The organism is Maribacter caenipelagi, assembly GCF_004364175.1.
Lineage (GTDB): Bacteria > Bacteroidota > Bacteroidia > Flavobacteriales > Flavobacteriaceae > Maribacter > Maribacter caenipelagi.
Map to the genome: position 1 here is coordinate 215,359 of NZ_SNZW01000016.1, position 14,926 is coordinate 230,284.

The 14,926-nt window shown below is 33.8% G+C and carries 14 protein-coding genes; 13 read left to right on the forward strand and 1 reads right to left on the reverse strand.

What is annotated here, in order from left to right:
* Positions 1 to 48 precede the first annotated feature (48 nt).
* From DFQ03_RS13435 to DFQ03_RS13475, 9 genes are all read left to right on the forward strand, one after another.
* The gene (locus DFQ03_RS13435; RefSeq protein ID WP_133673693.1) at positions 49 to 471 is read left to right on the forward strand and encodes a PaaI family thioesterase; all 423 of its coding nucleotides are present in this window, start codon (positions 49 to 51) and stop codon (positions 469 to 471) included.
* Between the two features lies 1 nt (position 472).
* The gene (locus DFQ03_RS13440) at positions 473 to 1,585 is read left to right on the forward strand and encodes a chorismate-binding protein (protein WP_133673694.1); all 1,113 of its coding nucleotides are present in this window, start codon (positions 473 to 475) and stop codon (positions 1,583 to 1,585) included.
* Positions 1,586 to 1,634: 49 nt separating this feature from the next.
* Positions 1,635 to 3,386 (forward strand): 2-succinyl-5-enolpyruvyl-6-hydroxy-3-cyclohexene-1-carboxylic-acid synthase, encoded by a 1,752-nt coding sequence (menD, locus tag DFQ03_RS13445; protein ID WP_133673695.1) that lies wholly within the window; start codon positions 1,635 to 1,637, stop codon positions 3,384 to 3,386.
* 34 nt (positions 3,387 to 3,420) lie between these two features.
* Positions 3,421 to 3,765 (forward strand): DUF2853 family protein, encoded by a 345-nt coding sequence (locus DFQ03_RS13450; RefSeq protein ID WP_133673696.1) that lies wholly within the window; start codon positions 3,421 to 3,423, stop codon positions 3,763 to 3,765.
* Positions 3,766 to 3,860: 95 nt separating this feature from the next.
* Complete coding sequence (locus DFQ03_RS13455) at positions 3,861 to 4,697, forward strand: CvfB family protein (RefSeq protein ID WP_133673697.1); 837 nt, start codon at positions 3,861 to 3,863, stop codon at positions 4,695 to 4,697.
* Between the two features lie 169 nt (positions 4,698 to 4,866).
* Entirely contained in the window at positions 4,867 to 5,475 is a 609-nt protein-coding gene (locus tag DFQ03_RS13460) for an SPOR domain-containing protein (RefSeq protein ID WP_133673698.1), read from the forward strand.
* Positions 5,476 to 6,384: a 1,4-dihydroxy-2-naphthoate octaprenyltransferase gene (gene menA / locus DFQ03_RS13465; protein ID WP_133673699.1), complete on the forward strand. Its 909-nt coding sequence runs from the start codon at positions 5,476 to 5,478 to the stop codon at positions 6,382 to 6,384. It abuts the gene before it with no gap.
* 32 nt (positions 6,385 to 6,416) lie between these two features.
* The gene (locus tag DFQ03_RS13470; protein WP_133673700.1) at positions 6,417 to 7,178 is read left to right on the forward strand and encodes a LytR/AlgR family response regulator transcription factor; all 762 of its coding nucleotides are present in this window, start codon (positions 6,417 to 6,419) and stop codon (positions 7,176 to 7,178) included.
* Between the two features lie 411 nt (positions 7,179 to 7,589).
* Positions 7,590 to 9,542, forward strand: a complete 1,953-nt coding sequence (locus DFQ03_RS13475; RefSeq protein ID WP_243834500.1) for a sensor histidine kinase — start codon at positions 7,590 to 7,592, stop codon at positions 9,540 to 9,542.
* 1 nt (position 9,543) lies between these two features.
* Here the strand turns inward: DFQ03_RS13475 and DFQ03_RS13480 are convergent, their stop codons facing one another.
* The gene (locus DFQ03_RS13480; RefSeq protein ID WP_133673702.1) at positions 9,544 to 10,329 is read right to left on the reverse strand and encodes an SDR family oxidoreductase; all 786 of its coding nucleotides are present in this window, start codon (positions 10,327 to 10,329) and stop codon (positions 9,544 to 9,546) included.
* A gap of 54 nt (positions 10,330 to 10,383) precedes the next feature.
* On the opposite strand from DFQ03_RS13480, the gene DFQ03_RS13485 reads away from it, so the two are divergent.
* From DFQ03_RS13485 to DFQ03_RS13500, 4 genes are read left to right on the forward strand one after another with little or no spacing between them, the layout of a single operon-like run.
* The gene (locus DFQ03_RS13485) at positions 10,384 to 11,436 is read left to right on the forward strand and encodes an o-succinylbenzoate synthase (protein ID WP_133673703.1); all 1,053 of its coding nucleotides are present in this window, start codon (positions 10,384 to 10,386) and stop codon (positions 11,434 to 11,436) included.
* Positions 11,427 to 12,374, forward strand: coding sequence for a CPBP family intramembrane glutamic endopeptidase (locus DFQ03_RS13490; RefSeq protein ID WP_133673704.1), 948 nt, complete (start codon positions 11,427 to 11,429; stop codon positions 12,372 to 12,374). Before DFQ03_RS13485 ends, DFQ03_RS13490 begins: the two co-directional genes overlap by 10 nt.
* Positions 12,375 to 12,378: 4 nt before the next feature.
* A complete protein-coding gene (locus DFQ03_RS13495; protein ID WP_133673705.1) occupies positions 12,379 to 13,449 on the forward strand; it encodes an AMP-binding protein in 1,071 nt (356 codons plus the stop codon).
* Positions 13,450 to 13,489: 40 nt separating this feature from the next.
* Positions 13,490 to 14,839: a M24 family metallopeptidase gene (locus DFQ03_RS13500; RefSeq protein ID WP_133673706.1), complete on the forward strand. Its 1,350-nt coding sequence runs from the start codon at positions 13,490 to 13,492 to the stop codon at positions 14,837 to 14,839.
* The last annotated feature ends 87 nt before the right edge of the window (positions 14,840 to 14,926 follow it).

Genomic DNA, 14,926 nt, shown 5'->3' on the forward strand with positions numbered 1-14,926 from the left:
TTAGGCTTTTCTTTTGGTAATGTAATGCTTAATTTTACAAAAAAAAGGATGAACGACTACAAAGAAAAAATTCTAAAGATTTGTAACGAAACTTCTAAGAATACCTTGATGGAGACCTTAGATATTGAATACATAGATGTAGGGGAAGATTTTCTGTTAGCCAAAATGCCAGTAACACCTAAAGTTCACCAGCCTGACGGAGTTTTACATGGTGGTGCAACAGCTGCTTTGGCAGAAAGCGTAGGTAGTGCCGCGTCTTATGTTTTTTTAGACGGAAATAAGTATTTTGTTAGAGGATTAGAAATCTCTGCAAATCATGTTAAAAGTGTAAAAGAAGGATTTATTTATGCAAGGGCTACTATCTTACATAAAGGTAGAACTACCCAATTATGGGAGATTAGAGTTACAAACGAAGATGATCAATTGGTCTCTCTGTGTAAATTAACTACTATCGCATTACCTAAAAACTAGTATGGTACAAGAACTTTTTGATCGAGCAGCAAATTGCTTGAAAGAGCAGTTGCCGTTTGTATTGTATTGCAGACCTAATGAGACAGAATTGGTCGGAGTTTTTCAAAACAACGATGAGGTGCATAAGGTTAAGGATTTTACTGAAACCGGATTCGTTTTTGCTCCGTTCGATTTGAGCTCAGAAGCTATACTATTGAAAATGGATGCTGTCGAAAAGGTTCCTTTAAGTTTGCCTCATGAGGAGCTGACTGCATCGAATAATTCAATTAAAAACAACATTGAAGAGAAAGCGAGATATACTAAGTTAATATCGAATGCTATTGATAGCATCGATAAAGGCAATTTCAACAAAGTTGTTTTGTCAAGAAAAATTGAAGTTGATTTTAAAGAAAATCACTTTCAAGTTTATCAGCGAATTCTTAACGTATATAAAAAGGCATTCTGTTATTTCTGGTACCACCCAAAAATAGGAACTTGGATGGGTGCTACACCAGAAATCTTAGTAAAAAGTAACGGTTCTCAATTTACAACAATGTCTTTGGCAGGCACACAGAATTCAGTAGGTAATGATGAACCAAGATGGACAGAAAAAGAATTACATGAGCAACAATTGGTCACCGATTATATTTTCGATGCCTTAAAAGATAAGGTGATATCGCTAAATAGTTCTGAGCGAGAATCGGTAAGAGCTGGTCAGCTTTGGCATTTACGCACAGAGATGAAGGGTACTTTTGCCCCGAACAAATTTGGTGAAGTATTGAAAGCACTACACCCAACGCCTGCTGTTTGTGGTAGTCCGTTAAAAAATGCAAAGAAGTTTATTTTAGAAAACGAACTTTATGAGCGATCTTTTTATACCGGATTTTTAGGGGAGCTGAACACAAAATCAGAATTGTCAAGAAATCGAAACCGAAGAAATCAAGAGAACAGTGCCTATAGAAGTGTGATGAAAACTTCTGAGCTTTTTGTAAACCTGCGTTGCATGCAATTGTTTAAAGATAAAGCTGAAATATATGTAGGTGGCGGAATCACCAGTGATTCTATACCTGAAAAAGAATGGGAAGAAACGGCTTTGAAAAGTAATACTATGTTTCGTGTTCTAGCGGGTAAATAGATAGCTAACTTTTGGGTAATAACCGGGTTTGGTCGTATTTTTGAACTACATGAAATACTCCGCAATACCTACCGCACAATCTATTGTTCTACATTGCCAGGCAAAGAATATTTCTAATATAGTGATATCGCCAGGATCTAGAAATGCACCGCTGACAATAGCTTTTGCTGAGAATCCTTTTTTTACTTGTTACAGTATTGTAGACGAGCGTTGTGCCGCCTTTTTTGCTTTAGGTATGGCACAACAATTAAAAGAACCTGTTGTAGTTTTATGTACATCTGGTAGTGCGCTTTTAAATTATTACCCAGCAGTTGCAGAAGCATATTTCAGTAATATTCCGCTTCTGGTTATTTCTGCGGATAGACCGGTTTATAAATTAGGAATAGGGGATGGGCAAACTATTAATCAGCGAAATGTATTTGAAAACCATATTAGATATTCAGTTAACCTAAAGCAAGATGTTAGTCACGCTACACCAAAGGTTCTAAGATACAGATCAGAGTGGCTTTCTGATAGAGATGTAAATGATGTACAACAAGAAGTGCAGAATTATAATGATGGCGAATTAAACCTTGCTTTAGAAATTGCGTTGACTACAAATAGTCCTGTTCATATAAACGCACCTTTTGAAGAGCCATTGTATGAAACGCTTTCAAAACCGTCTATATCTCCACAAATTAGTGCAATACCTACTAATATAGATAGTGTTATAGATTTAGAGCAGCACAGAAATATATGGAAAACTTCGGTTCGAAAAATGGTATTGGTAGGGGTTAATACTTCTAATGCTATTAAAGATGTTATTTTAGAAAAGTTAGCTAATGATCCTAGCGTTATGGTGTTGACCGAAACAACATCTAACATTCATCATCCTAATTTTTTCAATAGTATAGATTCTCTAGTTGCGCCCATTGAAATGCATGCCGATACGGAATTGGAATTTAAAAAATTGAAACCAGAAGTACTAATTACTTTTGGCGGACTAATAGTTTCTAAAAAGGTAAAGGCATTTTTAAGAAATCATGCACCAGAACATCATTGGCATATTGGTGGTCAATTTGCAAACGATACTTTTTTCTGCTTAGAAGAGCATATTAAAGTTTCTGTCAATGATTTTTTTGATGAAATGTATTCAGATAATATGGGATTAAAAAGTGATTATTTTTCCCATTGGAATTTGGTAAAACAGAATTATGAGGTAAAAAGAGAAGCTTATTTAAGGGAGATACCGTTTTCAGACTTCTTGGCTTTTGAACATATTTTGGCGTCTGTACCCAATGACTATATGTTACAATTAGCTAATAGTTCTACCATAAGATATACCCAGTTGTTCAATGTCAATCCTACACTAAAAGTATTTTGTAATAGAGGTACAAGTGGTATAGACGGTAGTACATCTACAGCTATAGGCGCTTCTATAGTAAATAGTACACCAACACTTTTTATAACAGGTGATTTAAGCTTTTTTTATGATAGTAATGCACTGTGGAATAACTTTTTAAAGCCTGATTTTAGAATTATTGTTATTAATAATAATGGTGGCGGAATTTTTAGAATACTTCCGGGAAAGGAGAATTCTGTAGTTTTTGAAACCTATTTTGAAACCAGACATACCTTATCGGCAGAGCATCTTTGTTCGATGTATGGTTTCAATTATTTAACGGCAAATTCATCCGAAGAACTTGAAGAAGAATTAAGTACATTTTTTAATGAAACTGGTCGTCCGCAATTACTGGAAATTACTACGCCTACATTAAAAAACGATAAAATTTTGATTGATTATTTTCGTTTCATATCTTAGTAGGGTATTAACCATTAATTATAACCCATTTAACATGAGTAAAAGAGACGATTTAATCGAAAAGTATGCTGCTGACATTAAAGATAAATTTGGTGAAAATGCAGATATGGACTTGCTTAAAAAAGTAACTGTTGGTCTTGGACCATCTATTTACAACATCGATGCTTCTAAAGTATCTGGTAGTGATCAAAAAGAATTGGATACTGTAAAGAACAATTACTTAATCAAAAAGTTAGGTCTTCCTGACAATGCTAAATTGGATGAGGCGATTGCAACTGTTATGGACAAGTACGGTTCTTCTAACAGAAACAAGCATAGAGCTGTTATCTATTACAAGCTTTGTCAACATTTCAAAAAAGAATCTGTTTACGATAAATAGTCAGATGATAAATAAATTAAAGACCGTTACCATTTTTGGTGACGGTCTTTTTTTTTACGCGAAGATTTTTAATATATAAAATGTAATTTTGCAACATGATAGAATTAGGACGTATAAACAACCTTGAGATTTTAAGAGACACCAGTGTAGGTCTTTTTTTGGGTGATGAAGAAGGAAATGATGTATTGTTACCAAATAAATATGTGCCAACTGCATATGAAATAGGAGAGAAAATTAAAGTTTTCTGTTATTTAGATTATGATGAAAGACCTGTTGCAACTACTTTAGAGCCAGACATCATGCTTGGTGAATTTAGATTGTTACAAGTTGCAGAAGTCAATGAGTTTGGTGCATTTTTGCAATGGGGACTTGAGAAACATCTTTTAGTTCCTTTTCGTGAGCAACGTGTTAAGATGAAAGAAGGGCAGTGGTACGTAGTTCACTGTTATTTAGATGAACGTTCTGGAAGATTGGTTGCTTCAAATAAGCTGGACAAATTTTTAAGTAATGATATCATCGACCTTAAAGAATGGGAAAAGGTTGATTTAGTCGTTACCAGACAAACCGATTTAGGTTGGGAGGTTATTGTTAATGAAAAACACAAAGGACTAGTTTATTTTAATGAAGTTTTTAAGCCAATTAATATCGGAGACGTTATACCTGGTTGTATTAAGACCATTAGAAAAGATAATAAATTAGATATTTCGCTTCAGCCATTAGGTACAAAGGTTTTAGAACCTGCTGCTAAAAAAATATATGAAGTTTTAGTAGAAAGTGGTGGTTTTTTACGGCTACATGATAAATCTGCACCAGAAGAAATTAGAGATGTTTTTCAAATGAGTAAGAAAACATTTAAAAAAGGTTTAGGTACCTTATATAAAGACAGAAAAATAAAAATAGAGTCTGACGGAATCAGTCTTTTAGATGACTAAAAAAGCTGTAGGAAAATTCTTTTGCTGTTTGATTTTCAGCTGAATATCTTAAATAAAGGTCTAGTTTTTTGTAATACTTTACTTTTAATTTTATTTTTGTGTCAATTGAAAAGTTATTAACAAATTTTAACTTACATTTAGGTTTTAAGCGTAAAAATAACCCCTGTATATGCCCTTTATAGAAGAAAGCGATTTACTAGAATTACATAAAGACGTCGATAAAGCACAGATTATCAATGAGCGTTTATTAGATCAAATAAAATTCAAGAACAAAGAATTAAAAAAGAGTAAGATCCAGCGTAATATTTTGGCAGGAATCACAGGTCTTTTTTTAATAGGGGGTTTGGCATTCACCTCGTTTACAGCAGGGTTGTCAAGTTCAGGTGGGTTTAATAGAAAGGCTTCAAATGATTTGGTTTTGACATCTATAGACAGTGTTGATGCGTATAGAACTCGTTTAGAGAACTTAAAAGAACAAAACGAAGAACTTAGTTTGGTGAAGGAGTTTTATTTGGCTAAAGAATTCTTGCAAAAAGAAAAAATATATTCGGTACAAGTAAAATCATTCGTAGATAACAATGTCACTTTGGCTTCTGAAGCTTTGACAAATACACTCTTCGTTAAAACCAATCCTTTTTACTCGTATTCACTAGGTAATTTTGAGACTTTGGAAGAAGCTCAATCTTTTAGAAAACAATTGGTAAATATAGGTTTTGGCGATGCTTTTGTAGCTTCTTACCAAGACGGTAAAAGAATTCAAATAGAAGATCCTTTTTAAGTGACAAAAGTTAAAGCTTGGCTCAACGCAGCAAGACTTAGAACGCTTCCCTTATCAATTTCAGGAATACTTGTTGGTACTGCTATGGCAGCGTATTATGGAGTTACGAATGTCAGTATCTTTATTTTGGCAATCTTCACTACTATTGGTTTACAGGTAACCTCTAATTTTGCCAATGATTATGGTGACGGGGTCAAAGGTACTGATGGTGATGATAGACTAGGACCAAAACGAGCATTACAAAGCGGACTTTTAACTGCTGCGCAGTTAAAATCTGGAATCTATATCAGTATTGTTTTAAATGCGATTCTCATTATTGCTTTAATCGTAACTTCTTTCGGTTTAAAAGACATTCTATATCCAATCTTATTCTTATTGTTAGGTGCCTTCGCTATTTGGGCTGCAATCAAATATACCGTAGGTAAATCTGCTTACGGGTATAACGGTCTTGGCGATATTTTTGTTTTTATTTTCTTTGGTCTGGTCAGTGTTTTAGGTTCCATGTTTTTGTACCTAAAAGCAATTTCTATTATTACAGTGTTACCTGCAGTTTCTGTGGGATTGTTAAGTGTCGGTGTTCTGAATCTTAATAATATGAGAGACCTAAAATCTGATGCTGCAGTTGGTAAGAATACTATGGTGGTAAAAATGGGTTTACCTAAAGCAAAGAAATATCACTATGCACTGTTAATTGTTTCGTTTTTGTGTCTGTTTTGTTTTTTACTTACAACAAATGGATCGCAGTTACGTTATGTATGTCTTGCAGGCTACCTACCAGTTTTTATTCATTTAAAAAAAGTAGCCAACACTAATAACGAGGCAGAACTTGATCCAGAGCTAAAAAAATTGGCTTTAAGTACCTTTTTTATCGCCTTGTTGTTTTTTATTAGTTATTATTATTTTTTGTAATTTTGAGTATAACCCACAAACCAATTTAAATCTTGGAACAACCCATAAAAATTCTAATTGTTGAGGATAATGTAATCATCGCAGATGATATGCAGTCTATGCTAGAGGAAATAGGATATGAAATAGTTGACAACGTAATTGTTTACGAACAGGCTGTTGAAGTTTTGAAAACGCAACAGGTAGATTTAGTTCTTATCGATATCATCTTAGCTTCAGATAAAACGGGTATAGATTTAGGTAAACACATCAGAGATAATTACGATATTCCTTTTATTTTCGTAACATCGAACTCTGATCGTGCAACGGTTGAAAATGCTAAAACAGTAAAGCCTAACGGTTACCTGGTAAAGCCTTTTGAGCAACAAGATCTATATACTTCTATTGAAATTGCATTGTCGAATTTTATTTACGGAAAGCAAAATGCCAGCAATGGTGTAGCACCTGAAAGCAATACCGAAGATGTTGCAATGTCTAATTCAATATTGAAGGACTCTATATTTGTTAAGAAACAGCATCTTTACTACAGAATACAATTTGGTGATATTCAATTTATCAAAGCTGATAACGTTTACTTAGAAGTAAATACGGTAGATAAAAAGTTTTTGGTTCGTTCTCCTTTAAAAGACTATTTAGAGAAATTGCCACAGAACAAGTTTTATAGAGCGCACAAATCATATATCGTAAATGTGGATCATATTGATGCCATCAATTCTAAAGATATTATGATTAACAATACGTTGATTCCAATTTCAAAAGATTTTAAAGAGTTTATAATCTCGGCTATGAATTCTTAATCCAAGTTATCATATTTAAAAAACACCTTTTTAAGGTGTTTTTTTGCTTTTACCTCAGATGAAATGTATTTTTTCATCGATAAAGTGTGTTTTATTATAGATGAAATACACAATTGTCTAGTCTTAATTCGTTTCACAACAATAATTGAGAGTTACACAACAAATAATCCTAATACTTATGGCTTATTTATAATTTTGAGATATTATTAATTGAATGGATTTTAATCTAGAATTTGATTTTAAGTCAAAATAAGGTTCAATTTTTAATGAAATAGCAAAAAGTACGTAGAACACGCTTTTTGGGCTTTTGATTAATTGATAATCATTTAATGATGGCTCACAACAAAAATTTAGTAGAATCGCTTTTAAGTTTGATTCTACTTATATTGAGATATGAAAAAACCTTTTATTTTGAGAATAATATGCACTTTGTTTTTAAGTGTATTTACGTGCCTTGTTTTTGCGCAAGACGATGTAGAAACTCAGAATGAAGATTATTACAAGCAATTTCAAGATTTAGAGAACGGCGAATTACGTTCTTTCTTCTTTTTTAATACCCCCAATCGCTACAATCAAAATTCGCCTTACGATTGGTTAGATACTGTAAAAGTTTATTTAAACAGTTCTGAAAAAACAAAAGATTCCATTTCAATTAGAAACTACCAACTTATAGAATCTCAAATCTATTACGATTTGGGTAACTACGAGAAGAGCTTGGCAATTGCAAGACCTCTATATGATATTCTATTAAATTTAGATTTAGAGTCTAAACAGACTATTCTAAACATATTAGATAATAATTATGCAATGCTCGAGTTGTATGACAAACAAATTGAGATAAGAAGGGTAAAACGTGAATTAGGATTAACTGATAAAGTAGCCTTTTATGATATTTACGCAAGTCTAGGTCAGTATAGAAAGGCTATGCGTGATTATATGACCGAAGAGAAAAAAGAGCTTAAAGACGATGATTACTATGGTCAGGCAATTTATAACAACACCATTGGTAATTATTTAAGGTTAGATAAGTCTACGCCAACTGCATTGAGTTATTTTAAGAAAGCAGAAGGGCTTATAAAAGTTTTTCTAAGCGATGTTACTAACGAGCATTCTGATAAGGAAATTGCAGACGGCAGAATTCTAAATGGATTGATTATTGGTAATATTGGGAAAAGTCACGTACAGCTTGGTGAATACGAAAAGGCCATTCCTTTTTTAGAAGAGAGTAGAGAAATCATTAAAAAATATAATAAGAGTAAATTTTCTTCAGATATTATTGAGAACACGCTTGCCTTAGCAGAATGTTATCTGAAATTAGATGATTATGCTAAAGCAACAGATTATTTAAGCGACGATCTTAATCCGATAAAATCAGAAAATATTTTAAAAAGAAATAGAATCTATGCAGATTATTATTTTAAAACTGGTGATTTCAAAAATTCCACGGTTTATCTTAAAAAGAATATTAGAATTAGAGATTCTATTGATGCAATGGCGTCAAATATTAAAAATCAACAACTAACTTCTGTTGTAGCCCAAGATTTAGAGAATTCTAGAAAAACAATGGAGCAACAAAAAGTTCAGTTAGAAGAATCTAGAAAAGATATTAAGGCAAGAGATGATAAAATTAGTTTAGTGTTTGTATCCTTGATATTTACACTAATTGGTTTTGCAGGTTTAGTATACGCTTACTTAAAGAGTATTAAAAATCAGCGTTTAATTGCTGAGCAGAAATTCATAATCGAAAATTCATTAGTAGAGAAAGATTCGCTGCTTAAAGAAATTCACCATAGAGTTAAAAACAACCTGCAAATGGTTTCTAGTTTGTTGAGTTTGCAAACTAAAAACACTCGAAGTAAGGCAGCAATAGCGGCATTAGAAGAAGGTAAGAGTAGGGTGAAAGCAATGGCATTAATACATCAGAAATTGTATCAAAATGACGATTTATCTGTTATTGAGATGCAGGGCTATATAGAAAGTTTAATCAATAGTATTCAGTCGGTTTATAAAAAAGGCGGACATAATATCAATATTACTATTGATGCCGAAGGTGTAGAATTAGATATTGATAGGGCGATTCCGTTTGGTCTTATATTAAACGAGTTGGTTTCCAATTCATTTAAGTATGCTTTTCCAAATGATGATAGCGATGGTAAAATATATATTCATTTACGTAAAATAGCTGGTCAAGAAGGCTTCTTTGAATATACCGATAACGGTATTGGTCTGCCAGAAGATTCAGATGAACGAGCAAGTTCTTCTATGGGTATTCGTTTAATGAGTCGATTGGCAAATCAGCTTCAGACTTCTTTGAATACTGATAAAACACAAGATGGAGTTCGTTTTTGGTTTAATTTTAAATAAGTTATCTCACTTTACTTTTCAACACAACCTTATGCAATAGTTTAGGGAAAAATCGTTTCAGATAAATACCGAACTTTTCTTTTCCACCTATATAAGTTTCAAAACGTTTCTTTCTAATTGCCGATATAATTTCACGGGCACATTTCTCAACCGGCATTCCGTTTTCCGTAGCACTGTCTTCTTTTTGTAAAGCAGATCCGTCACCCGTTAATGCATTTTTTGCAACATTGGTCTGTATAAACCCTGGACAAATGATAGATACATCAATATTGTCTTTTTCATGTTCCATTCGCAATGCATCAAAGAAGCCGTGTAATGCATGTTTTGCTCCGCAATAACCAGAACGATACGGAGAGGAAAATTTACCCATTAAACTCGTAACAGTTACAAAATGACCACTTTTTTGAGCTATAAAGTGTGGTAATACATGTTTTGTTAGCTTGATAGTACCCAGATAATTTACATCTATCATTTGTTGATATACTTCAAATTTAGTGTCAATGATAAGTGAACGCTGGCTTAGACCGCCATTATTGATTAAAACATCAATTTTCCCAAATAATGAGAAAGCTTTTTCGGTGATTCTTACCAGGGATTCAAAATTGGTTAAATCAAGCGGGAGTACGGTTACATTCTCTGGTGATTTACAGTTTTTCTTTACGCATACTAGCACTTCTTCGCGTCTTGCCGAAATAATAACTTTTGCACCTTTCGCATTCAATTGATACGTTAATGCTTCTCCAATTCCTGAAGATGCGCCTGTAATCCAAATTACCTTATTTTCCATTCTTTTAAATCCATCGGTATTAAAGTGAAAATATAGCTAAATTTGAAGGATTATATGAAAGCATCATTTAAAAAGTATATTCTCAATTTTAAAAACCCTAGCGGAACCTCTAGAGGGGTATTGCGAACGAAAGAGACTTGGTTTCTAATTTTAGAGGAAAATGGAAATTGGGGAATTGGTGAGTGCGGACTATTCAGAGGGCTTAGTTTTGATGATGTACCTGAATACGAAGAAAAATGTACTTGGGTTAAAGAAAACATTAATTTAGGAGAAACGGAGTTATTGAAACAATTGCAAAATTTTCCTAGCATTCAATTCGGGGTAGAGCAGGCCTTTTTGTCAATTCGGTCAAATAATCCCTTTCAACTATTCGACTCTTCTTTTTTGGACGCCCAAAAACCGATTTCAATTAATGGCTTGGTCTGGATGGGCGATAAAGAATTTATGTATCAACAAATTGAGCAAAAGCTAAAGGATGGCTTTTCATGCATAAAAATGAAAATTGGTGCTATAGATTTTGATACGGAAATTGCGCTGCTTAAATCTATAAGGGAACGTTATTCCAAGGAAGAAATTGAACTTCGTGTAGATGCTAATGGTGCCTTTTCTACAAATGAGGCTCTCACTAAATTAGTAGTGTTGTCTAAACTAAATCTACACTCTATAGAGCAACCTATAAAACAAGGGCAATGGAAAGAAATGCAAAATCTGTGTAGAGCTACACCATTGCCAATTGCCTTAGATGAAGAATTAATTGGGGTGGTAGATGTAACAAAGAAGGAAGAATTGCTACAAACTATACAGCCACAGTATATAATTTTGAAACCAAGTTTAGTAGGTGGTTTTGCTGGAAGCAATGAGTGGATTGAAATTGCCGAAAAGAATAATATAGGGTGGTGGGTAACCAGTGCATTGGAAAGCAATATCGGCTTGAACGCTATAGCGCAATGGACGGCAACTTTAAATAATAAAATGCCACAAGGTTTGGGAACCGGAGCTTTGTTTACAAATAATATTGATAGCCCTTTAGAGGTACAAAATGGAGGCTTGTTTTATAACACCTCTAAAGAATGGAATTCAAATTTAATTGATAGTTTATGTATATAGAACAGGCGTATAAAGGTCTAATTGACAATTGGAGATACTTAATTGGAATACTATTAATCATTGGTGTTTGGCAGTTTCTAGGCTCATTTCCTTTGTTGGCGGCCTTGGCTTTAAAAGAAGGGGGCATGTCCGCAATGATGAGTGGTAGCATTGGCAAAATGTCTGAAGTACTGGGTTCTAACACGTTTTTGTTCTTTATGCTCCTAACTTTTGTTTTCGGACTCATTGCTGTTTTTCTAGTGGTTAAATTTTTACATAAACAATCGCTTACCGATTTGACCACTTCAAGACCTAAAATTGATTGGAAAAGAGTTGCTTTTTCATTTTTTCTATGGGGTTCAATTTCTGTGCTATTTATTTTTATAGATATTTATTTTGCACCTGAAGATTATGAGTATAATTTTCAGTTGGTACCTTTTTTAATTTTAGCGGTCATTGCTATAGCTATGATTCCGTTACAGACTAGCATGGAAGAGTATTTTATGAGGGGGTATATGATGCAAGGGCTGGGTATTCTTACTAAGAATAGATGGTTCCCACTTTTATTTACATCGCTGCTATTCGGTCTATTGCATATAATGAACCCTGAAGTGGATAAATTGGGTTATGGCATATTGATTTTTTACATAGGAACAGGGCTCTTTTTGGGCATCATTACACTAATGGACCAGGGTTTAGAATTGGCGTTAGGTTTCCATGCCGCTAACAACTTAACCGCAGCACTTTTGGTAACTGCAGATTGGACAGCGTTTAGTGTAGATTCTCTATATAGAGATATTTCAGAACCTGTACTTGGTTGGGATATGCTTGTTCCTGTATTCGTTGTATTTCCTATCTTACTTTTAATTTTTTCTAAAAAGTATGGCTGGACCAATTGGAAAGAGAAACTAACGGGGAAAGTATTATCTGAAGAAGAGTTTTTGAAGCTAGATAATTAATGTAATGAATAAACTTTCTTTGCACCAAGATTTTTCCATTCATGGTAAATCAATTTCTTATGATGATTTAACAGAAGTAAGTTATAGCTTAATTAAGGAAGGTGAAGAATTTGAAAAATATATAGGTGAATTCCTTTTAGATTGGATCGATGATTCGCAAACGTTATTCGTAAAATCTTCTGGTTCAACGGGTCAACCAAAGACTATTTCCTTAAAGAAAGAGCACATGATTAATAGTGCTCTGGCAACAGGTAGCTATTTTGACCTGAAGCCTAAGTCCACTGCTTTACTCTGTTTACCAGCTTCATACATTGCAGGTAAAATGATGTTGGTCAGGGCTATGGTTTTGGGCTTGAATATTCATTTTTTGCCACCAAGTTCGTACCCATTGGAAGGTATCTCAGATTTTTTTGATTTTGGGGCTATGGTGCCTTTGCAGGTGGGTAATTCTATATCTAAACTACATCAAGTACATAAATTAATTATTGGTGGTGCACCCATTTCTAATTCAATAAGAGAGAAATTAAAGGGTGTTGATAATAACAGTTATGAAACCTATGGTATGACGGAAACCATAACTCATATCGCTGTAAAATCATTAAACAATATAGAAATAAAAGATGCTCCTTTTACGGTTCTGCCAAATGTAGAACTTACCAAAGATGATAGAGGTTGTTCGGTAATTAACGCACCAAAAATTACAGATGAAATTGTTAGAACTAATGACGTTATTGAATTGGTGTCAGATAGTGAGTTTAAATGGCTAGGGAGAATTGACAATGTTATAAATTCAGGTGGAGTAAAATTACATCCTGAGCATATAGAAAACGTACTTTCAAAGTATATTGATACACCCTTCTTTGTAACGGGAGTTCCAGATGAGGAATTAGGCCAAAAAGTAGTATTGGTAGCCGAAAATGTGAATGAACAAAGAATTCAAAAAACAATAGATTCCATTATCGATTTCAAGAAATTTGAGAAACCTAAGAATATTTTGGTTTGTAAAGAATTTATAAGAACCGAAAGCGGAAAAGTTCAGCGTGCTAAAACTCTTGAACAAATTTTGAGGGCATAATTAATTCAGCTATTTTCATCATTAGAAAAACCACAATCTAATGACCAAACAACTAATTATTCTATTTATTTGTGTTCAGGGCTATGTGTTGAACGCCCAACAAATTCTCAACGAAAAAGAAAGAGCACAGGTAATCGATGAAATTTTAGATGACCGCTTTAATAATCTGCTACCAGAGCTTATGGATGCTTCGGGTTTAGATATGTGGGTGGTCATTTCTAGGGAATACCATGAAGATCCTGTAATGAAGACTATGCTTCCGGCTACGTGGTTGAATGCACGTAGAAGAACTATCCTATTGTTTTATAGAGACAAGGCAAAGAATACGATAGAGAAGTTAGCTGTTGCCCGCTATAATGTTGGTAAAAACATTATTTCTGCATGGGATAAGGAGAAAGAACCTAATCAATGGGCACGGTTAATGCAATTGATATCAGAAAGAAATCCAAAGAAAATCGGACTCAATTTTTCAAAAGACCACAATATTGCAGATGGCTTGGTAAAAACCGATTATGAAGAGTTTATGTCTAATCTGCCTAAGAACTATACTTCAAAAGTGACTTCTGCTGAACAACTTGCTGTTCGCTGGATCGAGACTAGAACAGAACGTGAAATGGTTATTTATAATCAATTGGTAGATATTACTCATGACATTATTGCTGAAGCTTTTTCTGAAAAGGTCATTACTCCGGGAGTTACCACAACTTCAGATGTTGTTTGGTGGATGAGACAAAAAGTTACCGATTTAGGACTGGAGACTTGGTTTCACCCAACTATAGATGTACAAAGAACCCAGAATAATGAAAAAAGCGAATTTTATTCATTTGCAGATAAACCAGAAGATATGGTAATACTACCAGGTGACTTGGTACATTGCGATTTTGGAATTACATATCTGCGTTTAAATACTGATTGTCAAGAGTTGGCCTATGTACTAAAGCCAGAAGAAATATCAGCGCCTGACTTTTTAGTGAACGGATTAAAAGATGGTAATAAAGTCCAAGACTTTTTGACTGCCAATATGATAAAAGGAAGAACCGGAAATGAAATCTTGGCGAAGTCATTGAGCCAGGCAAAGAAAGCAGGGTTAAGACCTTCAATTTATACACACCCTTTAGGTAGTTACGGTCATTCTGCTGGTACTACAATTGGTATGTGGGATTCTCAAGGTGGCGTCATGAAAGATGATGGAGAGTACTATCCGTTAAATCCAAACACTGTTTATGCAATTGAATTGAATACCACCATTAATATTTCTGAGTGGAATAGAGATATTCGAATTATGCTTGAAGAAGCCGGTTTTTATGGTGAAGATGGATTTAGGTACGTAAATGGTAGACAGACCGAATTATTATTGATTCCACGTGTAAAGAATAATCAAGGTAATTAATATTCGTTACGTTTACATGATTAGTATCTATTTTTCTTAAAATCAGTTGATTATGTTGTTTTTGGAATAATTTTTGATACCATTAGT

What these genes read in the sequence shown, in the direction of transcription:
- DFQ03_RS13435 (WP_133673693.1), top strand. Translation starts at nt 49, where the DNA reads ATGAACGACTACAAAGAAAAAATTCTAAAGATTTGTAACGAAACTTCT.
- DFQ03_RS13440 (WP_133673694.1), top strand. Translation starts at nt 473, where the DNA reads ATGGTACAAGAACTTTTTGATCGAGCAGCAAATTGCTTGAAAGAGCAG.
- menD (WP_133673695.1), top strand. Translation starts at nt 1,635, where the DNA reads ATGAAATACTCCGCAATACCTACCGCACAATCTATTGTTCTACATTGC.
- DFQ03_RS13450 (WP_133673696.1), top strand. Translation starts at nt 3,421, where the DNA reads ATGAGTAAAAGAGACGATTTAATCGAAAAGTATGCTGCTGACATTAAA.
- DFQ03_RS13455 (WP_133673697.1), top strand. Translation starts at nt 3,861, where the DNA reads ATGATAGAATTAGGACGTATAAACAACCTTGAGATTTTAAGAGACACC.
- DFQ03_RS13460 (WP_133673698.1), top strand. Translation starts at nt 4,867, where the DNA reads ATGCCCTTTATAGAAGAAAGCGATTTACTAGAATTACATAAAGACGTC.
- DFQ03_RS13480 (WP_133673702.1), bottom strand. Translation starts at nt 10,329, where the DNA reads ATGGAAAATAAGGTAATTTGGATTACAGGCGCATCTTCAGGAATTGGA.
- DFQ03_RS13485 (WP_133673703.1), top strand. Translation starts at nt 10,384, where the DNA reads ATGAAAGCATCATTTAAAAAGTATATTCTCAATTTTAAAAACCCTAGC.
- DFQ03_RS13490 (WP_133673704.1), top strand. Translation starts at nt 11,427, where the DNA reads ATGTATATAGAACAGGCGTATAAAGGTCTAATTGACAATTGGAGATAC.
- DFQ03_RS13495 (WP_133673705.1), top strand. Translation starts at nt 12,379, where the DNA reads ATGAATAAACTTTCTTTGCACCAAGATTTTTCCATTCATGGTAAATCA.
- DFQ03_RS13500 (WP_133673706.1), top strand. Translation starts at nt 13,490, where the DNA reads ATGACCAAACAACTAATTATTCTATTTATTTGTGTTCAGGGCTATGTG.